This is a genomic window from Streptomyces sp. NPDC017246 (assembly GCF_044331325.1).
GTDB lineage: Bacteria > Actinomycetota > Actinomycetes > Streptomycetales > Streptomycetaceae > Streptomyces.
Window position 1 is genome coordinate 63,469 of the sequence record NZ_JBIRMW010000007.1, and the last position, 18,131, is coordinate 81,599.

Annotated in this window: 29 protein-coding genes; 9 read left to right on the forward strand and 20 right to left on the reverse strand. The window is 70.5% G+C overall.

Annotated elements, in window-relative coordinates; genetic code table 11:
* Positions 1–27 precede the first annotated feature (27 nt).
* From ACH4MY_RS17820 to ACH4MY_RS17865, 10 genes are all read right to left on the reverse strand, one after another.
* A complete protein-coding gene (locus tag ACH4MY_RS17820) occupies positions 28–1,131 on the reverse strand; it encodes a PP2C family protein-serine/threonine phosphatase (protein ID WP_398004005.1) in 1,104 nt (367 codons plus the stop codon).
* Between the two features lie 97 nt (positions 1,132–1,228).
* On the reverse strand, positions 1,229–1,510 hold the full coding sequence (locus ACH4MY_RS17825) for a pyrimidine/purine nucleoside phosphorylase (protein ID WP_398004006.1): 282 nt from the start codon (positions 1,508–1,510) through the stop codon (positions 1,229–1,231).
* Positions 1,511–1,671: 161 nt separating this feature from the next.
* On the reverse strand, positions 1,672–2,100 hold the full coding sequence (locus ACH4MY_RS17830; RefSeq protein ID WP_398004008.1) for a gas vesicle protein K: 429 nt from the start codon (positions 2,098–2,100) through the stop codon (positions 1,672–1,674).
* Complete coding sequence (locus tag ACH4MY_RS17835; protein WP_398004010.1) at positions 2,097–2,354, reverse strand: gas vesicle protein; 258 nt, start codon at positions 2,352–2,354, stop codon at positions 2,097–2,099. The genes ACH4MY_RS17830 and ACH4MY_RS17835 overlap by 4 nt, the downstream gene beginning before the upstream one ends.
* Positions 2,354–3,217 (reverse strand): GvpL/GvpF family gas vesicle protein, encoded by an 864-nt coding sequence (locus ACH4MY_RS17840; RefSeq protein ID WP_398004012.1) that lies wholly within the window; start codon positions 3,215–3,217, stop codon positions 2,354–2,356. The genes ACH4MY_RS17835 and ACH4MY_RS17840 overlap by 1 nt, the downstream gene beginning before the upstream one ends.
* Positions 3,214–3,681, reverse strand: coding sequence for a gas vesicle protein (locus ACH4MY_RS17845; RefSeq protein ID WP_398004014.1), 468 nt, complete (start codon positions 3,679–3,681; stop codon positions 3,214–3,216). Before ACH4MY_RS17845 ends, ACH4MY_RS17840 begins: the two co-directional genes overlap by 4 nt.
* Positions 3,682–3,702: 21 nt before the next feature.
* Entirely contained in the window at positions 3,703–3,951 is a 249-nt protein-coding gene (locus ACH4MY_RS17850; protein ID WP_398004016.1) for a gas vesicle protein GvpG, read from the reverse strand.
* Between the two features lie 24 nt (positions 3,952–3,975).
* Positions 3,976–4,692, reverse strand: a complete 717-nt coding sequence (locus tag ACH4MY_RS17855; protein WP_398004018.1) for a GvpL/GvpF family gas vesicle protein — start codon at positions 4,690–4,692, stop codon at positions 3,976–3,978.
* A gap of 3 nt (positions 4,693–4,695) precedes the next feature.
* Positions 4,696–5,166, reverse strand: a complete 471-nt coding sequence (locus ACH4MY_RS17860) for a gas vesicle structural protein GvpA (RefSeq protein WP_398004020.1) — start codon at positions 5,164–5,166, stop codon at positions 4,696–4,698.
* 28 nt (positions 5,167–5,194) lie between these two features.
* A complete protein-coding gene (locus ACH4MY_RS17865; RefSeq protein ID WP_398004022.1) occupies positions 5,195–5,557 on the reverse strand; it encodes a gas vesicle protein in 363 nt (120 codons plus the stop codon).
* 203 nt (positions 5,558–5,760) lie between these two features.
* Here ACH4MY_RS17865 and ACH4MY_RS17870 point away from each other — a divergent pair, with 203 nt between their 5' ends.
* On the forward strand, positions 5,761–6,771 hold the full coding sequence (locus tag ACH4MY_RS17870) for a histone protein (protein ID WP_398004024.1): 1,011 nt from the start codon (positions 5,761–5,763) through the stop codon (positions 6,769–6,771).
* A 3-nt stretch (positions 6,772–6,774) separates the two neighbouring features.
* The gene (locus ACH4MY_RS17875) at positions 6,775–7,899 is read left to right on the forward strand and encodes an SRPBCC family protein (RefSeq protein ID WP_398004026.1); all 1,125 of its coding nucleotides are present in this window, start codon (positions 6,775–6,777) and stop codon (positions 7,897–7,899) included.
* Between the two features lie 113 nt (positions 7,900–8,012).
* Here ACH4MY_RS17875 and ACH4MY_RS17880 read toward each other — a convergent pair whose 3' ends face one another.
* Both ACH4MY_RS17880 and ACH4MY_RS17885 read right to left on the reverse strand, forming a co-directional pair.
* Positions 8,013–8,186, reverse strand: a complete 174-nt coding sequence (locus ACH4MY_RS17880) for a CsbD family protein (protein WP_398004028.1) — start codon at positions 8,184–8,186, stop codon at positions 8,013–8,015.
* A gap of 98 nt (positions 8,187–8,284) precedes the next feature.
* Complete coding sequence (locus ACH4MY_RS17885; protein ID WP_398004030.1) at positions 8,285–8,458, reverse strand: hypothetical protein; 174 nt, start codon at positions 8,456–8,458, stop codon at positions 8,285–8,287.
* A 208-nt stretch (positions 8,459–8,666) separates the two neighbouring features.
* Here ACH4MY_RS17885 and ACH4MY_RS17890 point away from each other — a divergent pair, with 208 nt between their 5' ends.
* Positions 8,667–9,623, forward strand: coding sequence for a TIGR03557 family F420-dependent LLM class oxidoreductase (locus ACH4MY_RS17890; protein WP_398004032.1), 957 nt, complete (start codon positions 8,667–8,669; stop codon positions 9,621–9,623).
* 197 nt (positions 9,624–9,820) lie between these two features.
* Complete coding sequence (locus tag ACH4MY_RS17895) at positions 9,821–10,099, forward strand: hypothetical protein (RefSeq protein ID WP_398004034.1); 279 nt, start codon at positions 9,821–9,823, stop codon at positions 10,097–10,099.
* Between the two features lie 31 nt (positions 10,100–10,130).
* On the opposite strand, the gene ACH4MY_RS17900 is transcribed toward ACH4MY_RS17895, so the two are convergent.
* The 5 genes from ACH4MY_RS17900 to ACH4MY_RS17920 form a co-directional block, all read right to left on the reverse strand.
* On the reverse strand, positions 10,131–10,397 hold the full coding sequence (locus ACH4MY_RS17900; protein WP_398004036.1) for a DUF4235 domain-containing protein: 267 nt from the start codon (positions 10,395–10,397) through the stop codon (positions 10,131–10,133).
* Positions 10,394–10,855, reverse strand: coding sequence for a hypothetical protein (locus tag ACH4MY_RS17905; RefSeq protein ID WP_398004038.1), 462 nt, complete (start codon positions 10,853–10,855; stop codon positions 10,394–10,396). Before ACH4MY_RS17905 ends, ACH4MY_RS17900 begins: the two co-directional genes overlap by 4 nt.
* A 175-nt stretch (positions 10,856–11,030) precedes the next feature.
* Positions 11,031–12,089 (reverse strand): iron-containing redox enzyme family protein, encoded by a 1,059-nt coding sequence (locus ACH4MY_RS17910; RefSeq protein ID WP_398004040.1) that lies wholly within the window; start codon positions 12,087–12,089, stop codon positions 11,031–11,033.
* Positions 12,086–12,466, reverse strand: coding sequence for a CDGSH iron-sulfur domain-containing protein (locus tag ACH4MY_RS17915; RefSeq protein WP_398004041.1), 381 nt, complete (start codon positions 12,464–12,466; stop codon positions 12,086–12,088). Before ACH4MY_RS17915 ends, ACH4MY_RS17910 begins: the two co-directional genes overlap by 4 nt.
* Before the next feature lie 92 nt (positions 12,467–12,558).
* Complete coding sequence (locus tag ACH4MY_RS17920) at positions 12,559–13,272, reverse strand: HemK2/MTQ2 family protein methyltransferase (protein ID WP_398004043.1); 714 nt, start codon at positions 13,270–13,272, stop codon at positions 12,559–12,561.
* A 219-nt stretch (positions 13,273–13,491) separates the two neighbouring features.
* On the opposite strand from ACH4MY_RS17920, the gene ACH4MY_RS17925 reads away from it, so the two are divergent.
* Together ACH4MY_RS17925 and ACH4MY_RS17930 are read left to right on the forward strand one after the other, a co-directional pair.
* A complete protein-coding gene (locus ACH4MY_RS17925; protein ID WP_398004045.1) occupies positions 13,492–13,752 on the forward strand; it encodes a hypothetical protein in 261 nt (86 codons plus the stop codon).
* 63 nt (positions 13,753–13,815) lie between these two features.
* Entirely contained in the window at positions 13,816–14,505 is a 690-nt protein-coding gene (locus ACH4MY_RS17930) for an HAD family hydrolase (RefSeq protein ID WP_398004047.1), read from the forward strand.
* 255 nt (positions 14,506–14,760) lie between these two features.
* Here the strand turns inward: ACH4MY_RS17930 and ACH4MY_RS17935 are convergent, their stop codons facing one another.
* Complete coding sequence (locus tag ACH4MY_RS17935; RefSeq protein WP_398004049.1) at positions 14,761–14,922, reverse strand: hydrophobic protein; 162 nt, start codon at positions 14,920–14,922, stop codon at positions 14,761–14,763.
* 164 nt (positions 14,923–15,086) lie between these two features.
* On the opposite strand from ACH4MY_RS17935, the gene ACH4MY_RS17940 reads away from it, so the two are divergent.
* The 3 genes from ACH4MY_RS17940 to ACH4MY_RS17950 all read left to right on the forward strand — a co-directional run bounded on the left by ACH4MY_RS17940 (position 15,087) and on the right by ACH4MY_RS17950 (position 17,255).
* The gene (locus ACH4MY_RS17940; RefSeq protein WP_398004051.1) at positions 15,087–15,647 is read left to right on the forward strand and encodes a hemerythrin domain-containing protein; all 561 of its coding nucleotides are present in this window, start codon (positions 15,087–15,089) and stop codon (positions 15,645–15,647) included.
* A gap of 17 nt (positions 15,648–15,664) precedes the next feature.
* The gene (locus ACH4MY_RS17945) at positions 15,665–15,922 is read left to right on the forward strand and encodes a hypothetical protein (RefSeq protein WP_398004053.1); all 258 of its coding nucleotides are present in this window, start codon (positions 15,665–15,667) and stop codon (positions 15,920–15,922) included.
* A gap of 601 nt (positions 15,923–16,523) precedes the next feature.
* Positions 16,524–17,255, forward strand: coding sequence for a class I SAM-dependent methyltransferase (locus tag ACH4MY_RS17950; protein WP_398004055.1), 732 nt, complete (start codon positions 16,524–16,526; stop codon positions 17,253–17,255).
* A gap of 48 nt (positions 17,256–17,303) precedes the next feature.
* Here ACH4MY_RS17950 and ACH4MY_RS17955 read toward each other — a convergent pair whose 3' ends face one another.
* Together ACH4MY_RS17955 and ACH4MY_RS17960 are read right to left on the reverse strand one after the other, a co-directional pair.
* Positions 17,304–17,531 carry a helix-turn-helix domain-containing protein gene (locus ACH4MY_RS17955; RefSeq protein WP_398004057.1) on the reverse strand — a complete coding sequence of 76 codons (228 nt, stop codon included), beginning with the start codon at positions 17,529–17,531 and terminating at the stop codon, positions 17,304–17,306.
* Positions 17,531–18,022 (reverse strand): DUF2975 domain-containing protein, encoded by a 492-nt coding sequence (locus ACH4MY_RS17960; protein WP_398004059.1) that lies wholly within the window; start codon positions 18,020–18,022, stop codon positions 17,531–17,533. Before ACH4MY_RS17960 ends, ACH4MY_RS17955 begins: the two co-directional genes overlap by 1 nt.
* Positions 18,023–18,131 lie beyond the last annotated feature (109 nt).

Genomic DNA, 18,131 nt, shown 5'->3' on the forward strand with positions numbered 1-18,131 from the left:
CCTCGCCGAACGGACAGCGGACGACGTTCACGAAGGTCCGGAGGCGTCGAGGGAGAGGATCAGCAGGGTGACATCGTCCTGGATCGTGGAGGTGAAGCCGTTCAGGTCGGCCCAGATCTCGTCGGGCAGCTCGTCCGGGCCCGCACCGGTCATCCCTGCCAGACGCTGGACGAAGGGGTAGAACGCGCCGGTCGCGTCCCGTGCCTCCAGGACCCCGTCCGAGGCCAGGAGCAGCCGGTCCCCGGCCAGCAGCGACACCGTACGGGCGCTGCCGGGCAGGGCGTCGGCGAGGCCGAGCCCCAGGGGCGGTCCGGGGTCGAGCTCCAGGATGTGGACGGCCCCGCCGCGCAGCAGCACCGGGGGCGGATGGCCGCAGGCCAGCACGCGGACCTCCCGCCCGTGGGGTGCGAAATCCAGGACGACGGCCGTCGCGAAGAGCTCCGCGTGCTCCGTGCGCGCCGAGTCGACCACGAGCCTGCGGTCGAGCCGCGCCGCGATCGACTCGGCGTCCGCGTCGTCCAGCACGGCCTCGCGGAACGCCCCCAGCACGGAGGCGACCGTCGCGACGGCCGACAGGCCGTGCCCTTGTACGTCCCCCAGGACCGCCCGCACACCGTGAGGACCGGGCCGGACGTCGAAGAAGTCGCCTCCCACCAGCGTGCCGCGTTCGGCGGCACGGTACAGACTCGCGCAGCGCACGGGCCCGACCTGCGGCTGCACGTCCGGGACGAGGGCGCGCTGCGCCGTCTCGGCGATGGTGCGCTCCAGGTCGAGCTGTGCGTCCCGGCGCCCGCGGACGAAGGAGACGAAGATGCTCAGGGTGGCGACGAAACCGAGAGTGAAGAGGTCCGTGTCGCCGGGCTGATTGAGGTGGAAGGCGGGAACGGTCAGCATCACGATGGTCGCGGCGCCGAGCACGGCCGTGGCCCACGGCCCGTAGGCCAGCACGGCCAGCGGGGGCACCGCGCCGAGCAGGAACCCGATGTCCAGCGGAGAGTCGCTGGTCAGGGTGGCCACTCCCACACCCACGAGCAGCAGCACGGGCAGGATCCGCACCCAGCGGGGCGGCGGGGCACCGTGCAACCAGCTGCGCCGGTACGGGCCCGCTGCCGCCTTCCTTGGCTTCACCACACCACTACGCTCCTACGTCCGCGCGCGATGCGCACGCCTGACGGCCCCGGCCCGTGCCGGATCCGGCGCGGGCGGCGACGCGGGGTCACGCAGCGGGTCAGCGGTACTCGCAGAGGTAGGCGGTCTCGACCGCGACCTTGAGCTGGAACCGGCTCTCGCCCGGGACCTTGAAGTGGCTGCCGGCCGCGAAGGTCTCCCAGTCCGCGGCGTCGGGCAGCCTGACGGCCAGGGCGCCACTGACCACGTGCATGATCTCCGGGGCGGCGGTACCGAACTCGTACTCGCCGGGAGCCATGACACCGATGGTCGCCGGGCCCTGCTCCTGGGTGAAGGCGATCGACGTGACCGTGCCGTCGAAGTACTCGTTGACCTTGAACATGGGCATCCTCCTGGGAGACGAGTGAAGAGGGGGTCGACACGTCGCCGTGCCGGTGACCGACACGGGGAGTGTATGGGGCCATGATCGTCGGCCCGGGCCCGGCCGCTCCGTGACGTCCGCGAGCGCGTTCACACGTCCCGGTCGAGGTGGGGGAACTCTCGCTACGGTCCGCTGTCGGCCCGTGGCAGCAGCGGCCCGAGGGGACCGAGGTCCAGGTTGAGGTCCTGGAGCGTGTAGCCGTGCTCGGCGCAGAGGTCGGCCAGCGCGTCGTGCAGGGCCATCAGGGTGGCTCCCAGCTCCTCCTCCTGGTCGTCGGTGAGGTCGCCGGCGTCGACGCGCCGAAGCGCCTGTCTCTCGATGAGCTGGCGCAGGAGTTCCACGACGGTGAGGACGAGTCTGAGGAGGTCCTCCTCGACCGACTCCCGGTCGGTCCGGATGCTGTGCGCGGGACGGTGGGCCTCGCCGACGGGGGCGGGAGGCGCCTTCACGAGGCGGAACGCGTCGGCCAGGGCCGCACCGACGCCGTCCGGGGGCGAGGACGCGGCCGTGGCGTCGTCCCGCCCGCCGGGTGCCCGGCTCTCCCCGTTCACGCCTGCCCCCGGGCGGACGGTCCGAGCGGATCCGCCTCGGAGCGCTGCCCCTGGGCGGACGGTCCGAGCGGATCCGCCTCGGAGCCGACGGACACGATCAGCGCGCGGAGAGAGACGCGGACGAGGTCGATGTCGGCGATCGAGAGCACGATGTCGCCGGAGAGGACCACGCCGCCGCTCAGCAGCCTGTCGAGCAGGTCGACGAGGGCGACCTGGCGGCCGGGGAGCTGTTCCGTGGACCGGGCGACGCTCATCACGCGGGGCCGTCCCGTGCGGCGTCCTCCTGGGGAGGATCAGGTGGTGGAGGCGGCATGGCGAAGGAGTACGGGGCCCACGGGCCGGTCACCTCGATGCGTACGCCGTCGATGTCCGCCGCCACCGCGACGAGAGCGGCGCGGAAGCTCTCGGCCCGGTCGTCCGGGACGAGATAGGCGTCGTTGAGGACATTCTCCTCGGGCCCCGCCAGGGCACCGCGCTGGGCGGGATGGCGCACGCGGTGCGTGCCGAACCGGGAGACGAGCGCCTCGATGCCCCGGGCCGCCTCCTGGGCGTTGCGGTAGTGGTTCTCCTGGGTACTGTGCTGGGCTCGGCGGCGTCGCAGATAGGCCTTGCCCGGGCTGAGCGTCGTGGTCCCCGCGGGCCCCGCGTCACTCTCACGGCCGTCCGGGGGCCCGGTGGAGCTGATGTACAGCTTGACGCCCCACTCGCTCCGGTCCCGGAGCAGGGCGAGTCGCTCGGCGAAGACGTGCCGCTGGGCGGCGAGTGCCTCGCGGGCGCGGTCGTCGTCCTGGTACAGGGTCGCCAGCCGCAGCGGGAGGACGGTGTCGGTGCCCGCGATCGTCTGCACCACGTCGTGGTGCGCGCGGGCGACGGTCTCCAGCCACTCCAGGTCCTCGAAGCGGGCCTTCAGCGTCCGCTCGTCGAACTCGTCCGGCGCGACCCTGCTGATGACGAACGCGGGGGCCGGGGGCTCCTCGCCCGCGGCCGGAGCGTCTGCCTCACCGAGAAGGGACACGTGAGCTCCCGACACCCCGGGGACGCCCGAAAGAGCCGTCCGCAGTCTCCGGGTGTCGCGGACGACGGCGTAGACGTAGGTGAGGTTCTCCCGGTCGATCATGAGCTGCGCCCTCGTCGTGCTGTTCCTCGACGCGGCGTCGTCCTGCCGTCCGGGCCCTGGTCCGGCTCGTTCGGCTCAGGGCCGTCGCCCGGCCGCGGCTCCTCGTCCGGCTCGGAACCGGCGACCACCGCGTCGCGCCGCAGCGCCTCAAGCTCCGCGCGAAGCCGGCGGTTCTCCTCCGCCAGAGGTTCTCCGCTGTGCCTGGAGGAGAGCGAGGGATCGTGTTCCCACCAGTCGATCCCCATCTCCTTGGCCTTGTCCACGGAGGCGACCAGGATCCGCAACTTGATCGTCAGCAGTTCGATGTCGAGCAGGTTGATGCGGATGTCTCCCGCGATGACGATGCCCTTGTCCAGGACACGTTCGAGGATGTCCGCGAGGTTCGCGGAGGAACTCGGCCCGTACGGGACCGGCGACGCCCTGGAAGGTACCGCCCCGAAGCGGTCGGGCAGGGGATCAGACACGGCTGCGTCCTCGATTCCCGGTCATGGTGCGCGCGTGCGGAAGGCGGTGATCTCCGCGAGCCGGTCGAGCAGCTCGTCCTCGCGCCGGTCGAAGGTCTCCTCGTCGATCTCCCCGCGTACCAGGCGGTCCTCCAGCTCTGCGAGCTCCCGCCAGACGGGAGCCGGGTCGTAGTACTCCTCCTCGGCCTGGTCCAGCACCCTCTGAGCGACCCAGGTCACGCCGCGCACCGGGGCGATGGGAAGTGTGAGCAGGGTGGTCAGCAGTCCCATGGTCGCCCTCCTTCCGGGCAGCCGTCATTCCACGAAGCTGTAGGGCGGTAGCGGGCCGCTCAGCCGGAACTCGATCCCGTCCCCGATCTGGCGGGCGAGGCTCGCTTCCGCCGTGCGGAACTCTTCCTGCCGGTCGTCGGCGACGAGGAGTGAGAAGTTGAGGAAATCGGCTCCGGACGCCTGCCGGACGGTGTGCTCCCGGGCGAACGGCACAAGCGCTTCGACCAGCCCGGACGCGAGCGCCTGCTGCCGTTCCTGTACCTGTGCGGCGATCAACTGGCCGAGGGCGAGCGGGAGCTGGGGATCCTGGTCCCCGGCGCGAATCCGCTCGTTGAGTTCACGGGCGTCCGGCGCTTCCCGCAGGATCTGCCGCAGGAGTTCCTCCTCGTCCTGGGACGCCCTCACGTGGTACTCGGCACACCCACCCAGCCGTTCCAGGTTGGCGAGGTAGCCGTCGGCGTCCTTCAGGAGCGCCTGCTCGACCGCCGGCTCGTCGACGGCGATGTAGCCGAACTGCAGCGGCAGGGCGGCGCCGCCGCGCATGAGGCGTTCCTGCACCTCCTGGTGGATCAGCAGATCCCGGCGCTTGGGCCGGATCTTCTCGGAGATGTCGCTGACCACCGCGCAGAGCGGTCCTGAGACGACACCGCGCACGGGAGCCGGCTCGGAGCCGACACCCGACAGATCATCGACGTCGAGGGGGTGGTTCTCCGCGGTGATCGCGTAGACGTAGAGGGCCATCGGTCACTCCTTCTCCCGTCGCGTCGCACGGCGGGCGGCGGGCCGGCGACGACGGGGTGCGGGCTCCGCCTCTTCCTCTTCCGGCTCCTCCTGCTCCTCTTCGTCACCCCCGGACTTCCCGGTCAGAGACTCGGTCACGGCCTCGACGGCCCCGGTCAGGGCGCCCTTGGACTTGCCGTGGGCCCCGCCCTCCATCATGCCGCCGACGACCTCGGGCAGCTGCGCCGGAGCCTTGCGGCCCGCTTCGAGGTCGAGTCTGTTGCACGCTTCGGCGAAACGGAGGTAGGTGTCGACGCTGGCCACCACGATCCGGGCGTCGATCTTGAGGATCTCGATCCCGACCAGTGACACACGGATGAAGACGTCGATCACCAGACCACGGTCCAGAATGAGTTCCAGGACGTCGTAGAGGCTGCCTGTGGAGCCACCACCGCCCCTGCTGACGGCGCTGCCGCTCTGCGGCACCATGGTCATGGCGCCTCCTTCCGCGGCCGAACCGGACTCAGAACGGCCGATCGATCATTCCTCGGCTGTAGCGGCGGGTCCGCTCGAAGGAGATCAACGTGCCTTCCCCGTCGAGGGAGACCCTGTAACTGGCCAGCACGCTCGTCGTGTCGGGGATCCGCTCCAGTTCCACCACTTCCACCTGCGCCTCCCACCCTTCCTCGGTGGGCTTGAGCGAGGAGACGGATTCGGGAACTCTCCCGAGCAGCCGTGCCAGTTGGTCAGTGGCCGAACTCATGGCGGAGCCCGCGTCCACGGCCTTCGAGCGGCTCGGAGCCGGCTTCCGCCGGGCGGGCGACCGCTTCTCGCCGGCGGCACGTGAGGCGCTGCGCCGAGGGCGATCGGGATCCGCTGTGGCCATAGGACACTTCCACAAGACGTACGGCAACTAAAGGCTAGACTTTCATGTTATAGGGATATACGCCATGCCCGGGAGAGCAGGCCTGTTTCCCACCGCCCCAGCGGGGCGTCCTCACGCGTTGTCCAGCAGATGCGTAACCCGATCCAGGGCGTTCCGCACGAGCGGCGAGACGGCCTCGGACACCCGGTGAAGGGACAGGGGTCATGGAGGACACGACCAAGGTCGCCCTGGCAGCCGCCGTGGCAGGCGGCTACCTTCTGGGACGGACGAAGAAGGCTCGCTTCGCGTTCACCGTGGCGACCTACCTCGCGGGCCGCCGCTTCGGCCTCGAGCCGGGACAGCTCGTGACGCAGGGGCTGACGAAACTCAAGGACGTACCCCAAATCGCCGAGATGGGCGAGCAGTTGAGAGGCGAGGCGCTGGAAGCAGGCCGCCAGGCGTTCACCGCGGCGGCCAACCGGAAGCTGGCCGACCTCGCCGACTCCCTCCACGAGCGGACACTCGCCATCGGCAGCGGCAGTGACCAGGAGGACGAAGAGGAGGGTGAGGAAGCGGAGGGGCAGTACGACGAGGACGAGGGCGAGGAGTGGGAGGAGGAAGAGGAACCCGAGGCCGAGCAAGAGCCCGAGGACGAGTACAGCGAGGCCGGAGAAGACGAGGACGCGTGGGAGGAGGAAGAGGAGGAGGCAGAGGAACCGGACGAAGAGGAGCCCGAAGCCGAGGAGCCGGAGAAGCCACGACCGCGCAGGTCCTCCGGTTCGGCCCCCCGGAAGCGGTCGGAAGGAAGCACCTCATCCCGTTCTCGTTCGGGAACCACTGGATCCCGTACGCGCGAGTCCTCCCAGGGACGCGCTGCGACACCGCCCGCCAAGAAGACCGCCCCGGCCAAGAAGACGTCGTCGGGAACGACGACGAAGGGCACACCCGCGAAGCGGTCGACGTCGAGCCGGAGCGCAGCGAAGAAGACCACCCCTGAGAAGAAGGCCGCTCCCGCGAAGAAGGCCGCTCCCGCCAAGAAGGCCCCTGCCGCTAAGAAGACCGCCGCCAAGAAGTCAGCCGCCGAGCCGGCCAAGAAGGCGACGGCCAAGAAGACCACGGCACGCAAGCCGGCCGCGAAGAAGGCGGCGGCACGCAAGCCCGCGGCGAAGAAGACGACGGCACGCAAGCCCGCGGCCAAGAAGACGACGGCGCGCAAGCCGTCGACGCGGAGGTAGGTCATGGCACGCGAAGACCGAGACCGCGACCGCTCCGAGCCGTCCGAATCGGGCCTGGACCGGCTGCTCGGCGAACTGGGCGACTTCCTCACCGCGCAGACCGGGAATCTGGCCGAGAAAGCCACGGACAAACTCGGGGACGTTACCGATCAGCTGTACGACGTGGCGGACAACGGTGGCAAAATCGCGGATATCGGGGGGCGATTGCTGAAGGGCGACTCCCCGGTCAAGGCGATGGTGGGCCAGTCGCTGAGTGGACTGAAGGACAAGGTCACCGACACGGCGTCGAATCTTTTCGGCTCGGGCAAAGGCAAACGCAGGAGCGGCACCCAGAAGATCACCAGCATCGTCGAGACCGTCGACGTGGGCGCGCCGATCCGCAGGGTCTACAACCACTGGACCCAGTACGAGGATTTCAGCGGATTCACCAAGGGTGTCCGCAACGTCTCGCAGGGCGACGAGACAACCAGTGACTGGAAGGTCAAGGTGGGCCCTTCGACGCGCAGTTGGAAGGCCACGGTCCAGGAACAGGTCCCGGACGACCGCATCGTCTGGACCTCCGACGGAGCCAAGGGTTCCGTCCGGGGCTGCGTGAGCTTCCACGAACTGGGCCCGTCGCTCACCAGGATCCTGCTCACCGTCGAGTACTACCCCTCCGGCCTCTTCGAGAAGACGGGCAACCTCTGGCGCGCGCAAGGACGCCGCCTCCGGTTGGACCTGAAGCACTTCCGCCGGCACGTCACCCTCACCGATGACGAACCCGAGGGCTGGCGCGGCGAGATTCGTGACGGCGAGGTCGTCCGCTCGCACGAGGAGGCGCTCGAAGAGGAGGAGGAGTACGACGAGGAGGAGGAAGGCGAGGAAGGCGAGGAAGGGGAGGAAGAGGAGGAAGAGGGAAACCGCCCTGAGGAGGAGTACGAGGGTGAGCCGGACGAGGAAGACGAGCCGGAGGAAGGAAGCGAGGAGGAGTACGACGAGGGCGAGCCGGACGAGGAGTACGAAGAGGATGACGAGGAGGCATCGGCCGACGGCGTGGACGAGGAGGCATCCGCCGACGACCTGGACGACGAGGCGGAGGAGGACGAGTACGAGACCGCGGGTCGCGGTCGGCGCCGACGCGGGCGCTGACCCACGGGCGGAGCCCGAAGGGATCCGGCCCCCCACCGTGTGGGGCAGAAGGGAGGAGCGACCCCTCGGGTCGCTCCTCCCTTCTGCCCCACACGACGGCGTGGGCCGACAGGTCAGCGCTTGAACGCGTCCTTGACCTTCTCCCCCGCCTGCTTCACGTCGCCTTCGGCCTGCTCGGCACGGCCCTTCAGTTCCAGGCTCTCATTGCCGACGGCCTTTCCGGTCGTCTCCTTCACCTTGCCCTTGGCGGTCTTCGCCACGTTCTTGGCTTTCTTGCCTCCGGCCATGATGGTCACCTTTCCGCCCGCCCGGTCCACACGTCTCGAAGCGAGACATGTCCTTGCGACTGCCCTCGATGCCGACATCTATGCGCGGCAGTCGATGATCAACGTTTGAAGAAGTCCTTTCCCTTCTCCTTCCGCTCCCGGGCCTTTCCACGGAGCCCCAGAGCAGCCCCCTTCGCCTCCGTGGTCTTCTTGCCCCGCATATGCGCCGTCTTCTGAACGGCCTTGCCGATGACCTGCTCGGCCTTGGCCTTGGCTTTCTCCTTGGCGCTCATTTCAGTCCCTCCTCCAACCCTCCGACGCTCACACGTACCGCCTACCCCTGGTGGCCGGGAGAAACCGGAATAACAGCCGGGAGGCGACGGGACGAGGCGGCCACGGGCCGTACGAAGGAGTGCCGTGCTCTCAGAGGGCATGCAGCGGGCATTCAGAGGCCCTGTCCGGGTAGGGGAGTCCAGGGGCGACGTGAAAGGGAAAGCGCAAATGACGTCCTTCGGCTACTTCCTGTCCTGCGAAGAGTTCACCCCGGACCAGTTGCTGCGCCAGGCGCGCCTGGCGGCGGACGCGGGATTCACCCATCTGGCCATCTCCGACCACTTCCACCCGTGGACCAACGCCCAGGGCAGCAGTCCGTTCGTGTGGTCGATGATCGGGGCGTTGTCCCGGACGGTGGAACTGCCCGTCACCACGCTGGTCACCTGCCCCACCGTGCGGATGCATCCGGCGGTGACCGCTCAGGCGGCGGCGACCTCCAGTGTGCTGCTGGGCGGCCGGTTCACTCTGGGCGTGGGCACCGGTGAGGCTCTCAACGAGCACGTTCTCGGCGACCGATGGCCCAGCTTCGACGAACGGGCGGACAGGCTGGAAGAGGCGGTCGAGGTGATGCGGAAGCTGTTCACCGGCCGCGAGATCAGCCATCGGGGCCGGCACTACACGGTCGAGAACGCCCGCCTCTACACCGTGCCGGAGGCACCGCCGGGGATCCTGGTCTCAGGCTTCGGCCCCAAGGCCGCCGCACTCGCGGGGCGCATCGGGGACGGCTTCGTCACCATGGGCCCCGACGACGACGCCATCGCGTCGTTCCGCGAGGCGGGTGGGGCCGGCAAACCCGTCGTCGGCGGCCTGAAGGTCTGCTGGGACCAGGACCGGGACGCGGCCGTCGACACGGCACACCGCGTGTGGCCGACCGAGCACCTGCCCGGTGAGCTGAATCAGATCCTCCCCACACCGGCCCACTTCGAGCAGGCCACCGAACTCGTCACGCGACAGCAGGTGGCCGACTCCGTACCGTGCGGGTCGGAAGTCGAGGAGCATGTCGACGCCGTCCGCGCGTACGTGGACGCCGGGTTCGACGAGGTGTACATCGGCCAGATCGGGCAGAGGCAGGAGGATTTCTTCACCGCCTACCGCGAGAAGGTTCTCCCCGCGCTGCGGGGCTGACCCCATGCGGATCCCCTGCGCGATCGCCCGGACCGTCGAGGAAGGGATCACCGAGCGAGCGCACAGGTGGGGCCGACCTCCCGACGCCATCCATGGGCAAGCCGGGCGATCCGCCGGATAATGAGCATGCCGCCCTCCGCCCCACTGTCACCCAGGACCCGTGTGGAGGACGGCCCCACCATGAGGACAGGAGGATCATGCTCGTCGGACACGCGGTTGAGGACGGGACCCTGCACATCAGGCTCTTGCGCGATCTCGACGTGGCCGGCCGCGCCGCGGCCGCCCTTCAGGTCGAAATGCTCCTGTACGCCCATCGGCCCCGGCACGTCCGGCTGCGGCTGCCCACCTCGGCCCCGTCACCGGCATCGCTCAGTGTGATCGCCCGCGCCCGGCGGCTGTGCGAGGGCCTGGGCATTCCCCTGACGGTGGTCGGCGCCGCCGAGAGCGCGCCGCCGACCAGGCCCGCAGCCGCGTAGGCCCCCACAAGGCCGGGTCGGCAAGGCCCGGTCATCCGGGCCAGGTGCCCGTCAGGCGCCTGGTGGCAGCGGCTCCCGCTCGCTCGACGGACGCCCTGACGACGGCGAAGATCGCCCCCTGGAGGGCGGCGGACAGGAGGATCTCCCGCCACCCACGGTCTTCGTCCGTGGCATCAGGGGCGTCCTCGTCGTGACCGAGCCTCCTCCACGCCTGCTTGAACGCCACGCCGGCGAGCAGCCCGCCCGCCGCGCCCAGGGCCGGACCGACCGGCTTGTAGGCGACCGCGGAGGCCTTCATCGAGCCCTCCGCCCACGCCCGACGAGCAGGAGGACGACGAGCGCGGCGGCAAGGATCAGCGGGGTGCGGTTGGCCCGTGCCGTGGCCACGAGTCGGCCGGTCCTCTCCCTGACGGGTTCCGGGGCCCGCTCCGCGGCGAACTGCCCGGCGCGGGAAGCGGCGTCATGTACCTGCGTGGCGGTATGGGTGGCCTTGTCGAGGACAGGGTCGGGTGTCTTCTCCTTCAGCAGCTGCTTGGCCTGCCCCGCCCTGTCGCGGATCTGGCCGGTGACGTGTGTGGCCTTCCCGATCGCTTGCTCCTTCACGGCGGCCGCCTGTCCTCGCGCCCTGATCCGCATGTCGGCTTTCGTCACCGGCGCCTCGGCGGTCTCGCCGAGTTCCTCGCCGGCGGGCTGAGTCTCTTCGCGAGCCTCCCGCGGGGTTGCCGGGGGCTCTTCGTCGGGGGGTCGGCTGGTCATGGGAGTGCGCTCCTTGATCTCGGCCGTGTGTCTTGACGCTGTCGATGGTGCGCTCCTGCGCGGCCGGGAACCCGACCGACGGGCACCGCCGCACAGGCGTGACATGCATGGTGCTGTCTGATGCGCGCCTACCCCGGAACCGGCCGGGCACCCGCGCCGGGCCCGGGGAAACCGATCAGTCCGGGGCCTCCGGCGCTGCCTCGCCCCGCAGCCCGGGGGCCTCCCCCCGGGAGGGCGTCCGCAGCGCGCTCCGGCCCTGTGACCAGGCGCCGACCAGGTGGCTGCCGAGGCGGTCCTCCAGGAGGCGGGTCGCGGCGATGCCGAAGGCGATCTCCGGGGCGATCCCCGGTTCGTCTTCGAGGAGCCCGCTCACGACGTCCCGGCGGACCACCTGCTCGTGAACGGCGTCCGCCTCCACGTGCTCGTCGTAGTACCGCTGCGCGGCAGGTCCTGCCCCGGTCTTCTCCAGGGCGGCGGCGAGGCGTGAGGCGGCGGGCGACGAGGTGATCTCCAGGACGGCGAAGTGCCCCACCAGGGCGCCGCGCAGTCTCCGGTGCAGGCCGAAGAACGACATCAGGTTGGAGGCCGCCAGCATCTCGGCCCCGGCCGTGTCCACGTAGCGCCCGTAGGTCGGATCGAGCCCCAGGTCGGCCATGAGGTCCGCGTAGAGCCGGGCGTGCATCCGCTCCGCCCGTCCGCAGCCGTACTCGTCGTAGGAGATCGCCATCATGGCCGCCTTGGCGCGCCCTCGCAGCCGGGGCACCACCCAGAGGTGCGGATCGGCCTCCCGGAGCTGGGACACGGAGCGCAGCGCCGCGTGCTCGCGCAGGTGACAGATGTCTCCCTCGGACAGGAGGTACGCGCTGACGCCGGTGCCGTCGGCCGGTTCGACGAGCAGGTCGGCCAGCGCTTCCTCCACATCCGGACGGTCACGGCAGTCGTCCCTGAGGGCGCTCTCGAACCGATGCTCCATGAGAGCTCTGATACCGAGCAGCCCGGCATCCCATTCGAGGGTGTCGGGGACGCCCTCGAAGCCCTGGTAGTGCTGCTCGTAGCAGAGGTGCAGGGCGAACTGCAGATCCTCACCGTACGGGGCGCAGCGCGCGACATCCGCCTCGCCGGGCAGCTGCCCCGCGCCCCCTCCGAGCAGCCACTGTCGTACGGCGTACGACACCTCTCCCCGGGCCTCGGGTACCGGGGGCGCCGTGGTCGGGGGCAGGCCGAGGGCGGTCATGACGCGGGGACCCCCTCGTTCGGCTCGGCGTCCGTGGCACCCTCCGTGGAGTCGGTCGTCGCCGACGGGCCGGCGGCTTCCGAGGTGCCTGCCGAGCGTGCGGTCGCGGCACGGGGGCGGCGCCTGAGGCGTGTGCGGTGACTCGTGTCGCAGAACGGTGTACGCAGGCTCCGTCGGCAGGTGCACAGGGCCATCACGGGACGCTCACAGTGCAGCACCGACCCGTCCGGCATCACGATGTCCGCGGGACCGTCCACGAGCAGTGGCCCGTCGGGCAGGGGCCGGATGCGGGGGCGAGCCGTGCGGGGCCCGACGGGCTCACGGCCGGGGACGTCGTCCGCCCCGCCCTGTTGCGGATCCTCCGGGAAAGGCACCATCGCCCACACCACCGATCGGCTGCGACTGAGCTGACACCCGCGCGACTGCCCGGATCACGGTCGTCCAATCACTCCGGCCCCGGGCCTTCCGCTCACGCCGGGCGCGCGCGGATCACCGCGAGCCGGTCGTCGCGCGTGCCCGGAGCGATGAGCCCCCGTGCCGCGAACCACGCGGAACGGGCCGACATCACCGGTCCGAAGGGCTGTGTACGCCACTCCACGACATGCGCTGTCAGCCCGCCCCGCCGGAGCGCGTGCAGGGTCGTGTCCACGCCGGAGAGCGAGGACTGGACGAGCAACAGGACCCCGGACGGGGTGAGGAGCCGCGGTGCGCTCGCGCAGACCCGGTCGAGGAGCAGACGGCCGTCGGTTCCGGCGTCCCAGCTCCTCCGCGCGCCACGGGACGGCGCTGCCTCGTCCTGACACGGCACGTACGGCGGGTTCACGGTGACCAGGTCGAACCGTTCGTGCGGCACCGGCGCGTCCAGGTCGCCGCGCAGCACCCTGATCCGGCAGTGGTGCAGCCGTGCGTTGATCCGCGCGACGGTGATCGCGGCGCGTGAGATGTCGACGGCGGTCGCGCGTGCGCCCCGCCGGGCGGCGACGACCGCGAGGACGCCGGTGCCCGTACAGAGGTCGAGCGAGCGAGCTCCCGGCCGGAGTTCTTCGCGCCGCACGTGCGACGCCAGGAGGCCGGTGTCCCCCTGGGGCGCGTACACCCCGGGAAGCCGGCACACGCGGGGTGCTCGCCCCTCGCGGTCCGCCGGCCCGAACCGTTCCCCGGTACTCGTCGTGAGGACCTTCATCGTCCGACTCCTCGCCTCGGGTCGCGACTACCCGCCACCTGCTCCGGTATGCCGGCGGGCAGGACGGCCGAGGCGCTCCGGCCTGCCGGTTCGCGTCCCCCGTGGCACGAGCACCGGCTCCACGTCCGGGGTGGTCACGACACGCATGAGGTCTGGTGCGCCGGGTACCCGCGGGGAGACAGGGCGGTGTCCGTGACCACAGCATGGCGGAGGCGTGACATGAGCAGGGTGGAGCAGACGATCGACGTGGATGTACCCCTGCGGACCGCTTACCACCAGTGGACGCGCTCGGACGCCGCCCCGATGACGTCCCCCACCCCGTCGGACAGCCGGGTGGGGCCGGCCCCCGGTGACCACTCGCCCGGTGAGGCTGCCCCGGAGGAGACGCCGGGGCCGACGCCCCCGGCCGCGCCGAGGGGCATGTCGGGCGACGTGACGGAGCCCCGGCCGCTGCCGCCCGAACCCGACGACCGTCTGTGACGGGCACCATCCGGTGACGAACTCCGGCCTTCGCGACGCCGGCCTTCACAAGGAGCCGAGGACATGGACCGTGCCGCGCTCTTCGACGTCGACGGAACCCTCGTCGACTCCAACGCCCTGCATGTCGTCGCCTGGTGGGAGGCCCTGCGTCAGGGCGGGCACCACGTCCCGACGCACGCCGTCCACCGCGCGATCGGCCTGCCGGGGGAGAAACTCCTGGAGCATCTGCTCGGCCCCGACCGCGACCGGTCGCGGGACGACCGCCTCAGCACGGCCCACGACACCCTGTACGGAAGCTGGTTCGAGCGGCTCCACGCCTTCGACGGCGCGGCGGAGTTGCTGAGTACCCTCGCGGGGAACGGCTGGGAGGTCGTCCTGGTCACGTCGGCCAAGGGCCGGGAGCTGGAGGCGCTGCGCCGGGCCGTGGACGCGGACGCGGCGATCGCGGCCACGGCCACGGCCGACGACGTGGCGGAGGGCAAGCCCGCGCCGGACCCGATCGAGCACGCGCTTTCGCTGGTGGGAGTGTCCGCGGAGCGGGCCGTACTCGTCGGGGACAGCGTGTGGGACATGGAGGCCGCGCGGCACGCCGGAGTGGTCTGCGTCGGCCTGCTGTGCGGCGGCACTCCGCGTTCGGACCTGAGGGACGCGGGTGCCGTCGCCGTGTACGAGGACGCGACCGATCTCCTCGCCCACCTCGGTACGACACCCTTCGCGACCGTTCGGGCCGACCGCGCGGCAGCCGCGGAGTAGGCGGACTCCTCCTGTCCGGTGGTCGACACCGCCGAGGAAAAGTTCTCTGTCGACCGAAAGAAAGACCAGATCAAGGAAGCCCGCGAATTCGACGAGGCCAAGCACGCCGGCAAGCCGACTTATCTTGAGCAGTTCGCCCGCTCTTACGGTCGTCCGCGTATGTGCCGTCCCTCCCGTCTTTCCTCGACGGCAAGGCGATGGCCCGCCCCATCCGGGGGCGGGCCATCGCCTTCGACGCGCTGAACGGATGAAGCGTCACCAGCGGTACCAGCGTGCGCTGCCGCCCCTGGGCCGGGCCACGAAGCCGATCAGCCACAGGACCAGCACGATGATCGCGACCCACCACAGTATCTTCAGTGCGAATCCCGCACCGAAGAGAAGCAGGACGAGAAGGAGAACGAGAAGCAGGGGAACCATAAGTATCAACCTCCGAAAGTCCGCATGCCCCGACTTCCTCCCCGCACACTCACGGATTCGGAAAACCGTTCTTCTGTTCTCTGCGCCCTCACCCCACCACGACCGTCCGGGCCGGAGAAAAGCGAAGGTGAAATGGGGAGGGGATACGGGGGTAGGAGCCCGTCATGAACGACGCCATCGCCAGTAGCGGCGACCACGGACGTCGAGCGAGGAGGACGACAGTGAGTACCGGAAACAAGGAAGACCAGGACGTCGTGGCGGTCATCCTCAAGGATCACCGCACCATGGAGGACCTGTTCCGCCGGATGCGGAGCGTCGAGTCCGACCGCGCGGCGGCGCTGAAGGAGTTCTCGGCGCTGCTCGTGGCGCACGGCGAGGCGGAGGAGGCGGAGGTCTACGGGGCTCTCAAGCGCTTCCGCGACATCGACAACGAGGAAGTCGAACACGGCACGGAGGAGCACGCCGAGGGGAACGAGGCGCTCCTCGCATTGCTCGAGGTCGAGGATGTCGGCTCCGACGCGTGGGACTCGCGACTGGAGGACTTGGTGAAGGCGGTCGCCCACCATGTCGACGAGGAGGAACGTACGATCCTCAACGGAGCCAGGGAGAACGTTCCCGACGAGCGCCGGGCCGAGTTGGCCGTCGCGTTCCTGGAGGAGCGCGCGAAGCGACTGGCGTCGGGGTGCGGCAGCGTGGAGAACGTCCGCAAGATCGTCAACCGGTGACCGGTGAGGTGACCACGATGCGCGACCCACAGACCCCGGAGCGGTCGGAAGAGCCGCTCCCCCACGACCGTGAGGACCAGCAGGCCACCGACGGCGAGGATCCCCTGGCCATTCCTGTTCCCGACGAGGACCTCGACGACTCCGACGGCCCGGACGACGCCGGCCGCGGCACCCGCCTCCCGGACACCGACGAAGCGGGTACAGGTCCCCGAGGCCGTCCCGGTGACGCCACGGTCCATCCCGAGCACCCCCTCCCCCACGAACCGACCGGCTGACTCCTCGGCCTGCCGCGTCCGGCCCCGTGGCGCACCGCATCCGGGACGGAGCACTCCACCGGGGCCGGGCAGCGCGCGGGCGGCGCGCTTCCCGCCGGGTGACCCCCGGCTCGGCTCAGTTGCGGCGATGCTTCAGGCTGATGACGAGGACGAGCAGGGCCACCCCCATCACCAGGAGGTGGAACCAGGCGGGGGCGGCTGCGGGGTCGGTGGCCATGGTGATCATGGGGGACATCACTCACTCCTGAATCGGTTCGTGGGGAATGGCGGTGCGCACAGCACCGCGTCGACCCGTGCCCGCCCGCTTCCCGAGGTTCGGAGCGAGTGCTCGCTCCCTGACGGGCGGCTACTGATCGGGTTCCCGCGAATCACGGCATCAGTCCCCGACGTCTCCGTCCCAGGGGCCCGGGATCGGCCACCGGCAGCGGGATTACGCCTGTCGTGTGGACGTCATGCGTGGCGCGGAAGCGGCACCGGCGGGGCGCCGGTGAGGACCGTAGTCTCGGGCCGCCCCGGCGGCGCACCCCGCCCCGGGGCTCGCCCGCCACGGGGTACGCCCGCCTGGGAATGGACGGCCCCACCCATCCGCCGGAGGACCGCCATGACCGCACAGGACACCACCGCGCCCCTGCTCACGCCCGACCGGCTCGACGAGGTCGAGGGGTGGTTCTTCGACGCCGACCGGTTCCTCTTCGACTGGCTCCTGACCCACCAGCGCGACCACGGTGTCCGCGGGGACCTGCTGGAACTCGGGGTCTACAAGGGCAAGAGCGCCATCCTCATCGGCTACCACGCCTCCGAAGGCGAGCGGTTCACCGTGTGCGACCTGTTCGACGCGGGCGAGGCTCCCGACGACTCCACGGCCACCGAGCTGCGGGTGTACTACCCGACTCTGAGCCGGCAGGTGTTCGAGACCAACTATCTGCGCTTCCACCGCCGACTGCCCACCGTGATCCAGGGGTCCTCGTCCGAGATCACCGGCCATGTGCCCGCGGGCAGCTGCCGCTTCGTGCACATCGACGCCTCGCACCTGTACCACCACGTCCGCGCCGACATCGCCTCCGCCCGCGAGCTGCTGACCGAGGAGGGGGTGGTCTCCCTCGACGACTTCCGCAGCCCCCACACCCCCGGGGTCGCGGCGGCCACCTGGGAGGCGGTCCTCACCGCCGGCCTCAAGCCGGTGGTGCTCACCGAGAGCAAGCTGTACGGAACGTGGGGCTCCGCGGATGTCCTGCGCGACACCCTCGCCGAGCACCTGAGCACCCACCCCACCCTCTGGGGCGTGACCGAGGAAGTGGCCGGCCATACCCTGCTGCGGATTCACCGCCGCTGACCCGCCGCCACCACCGGACCCCGGCGTTCGCGTCCGCCCCGGGGCACCTCATCCGCCGGCGGCGTCCTCGCCCTCGTCCTCCCAGCGCAGCAGGTCGCCCGGCTGGCAGTCGAGGACCTCGCAGAGCGCGGCGAGCGTCGCGAAGCGGACCGCCTTGGCGCGGCCGTTCTTGAGTACCGCCAGGTTGGCGGGCGTGATCCCGACGCGGTCCGCGAGCTCGCCCACGGACATCTTGCGCCTGGCCAGCATCACGTCGATGTCGACGGCGATCGGCATCAGATGACCTCGTCCAGCTCGGCCTGCATCTTCGCGGCTTCGACGTCGCGCGCGACGGCCTGGGCGAGCAGCATCCGCAGGACGAGCACGATGAGCGCGACCCCCAGGATGGCCAGGCCGATCCCGCCCATGATGACGGTGACGCCCGGGTCCTCCCGCTGGCCCGGCGCGTTGATGCCCGTGACCGCGAACCACAGGAGGGCGGCCGCCACGATCGCTCCGATCACGCCGTCCACGTACCGGAAGGCGGTGAGGGAGAACACGGTGCCTCGCCGCACCATCGCCACCAGTCGCCATACGCAGACCAGGGCGACCTGGGCCGACACCATCCCCAGGATCGTGATCACGCGCAGCGGGGTCAGGGGGATCGACCCGTCCTCCGGGTCGTTCCCGCTGACCAGCACCCACAGCATCGACGCCTGTACGAACACGGTGCCGAGGAGCACCACCGCGAGCACGGCGCGCAACGCTCTCACTGCCAACTGCCCCATGACCCATCTTTCCATCGACTCACGATGGGAATCTATCGAATCTCGATAGGTAGGGCAAGAGTGGGCAGCGGCCGGGCAACGGCGGCGCACCGCGACGCACCGCGGCGGG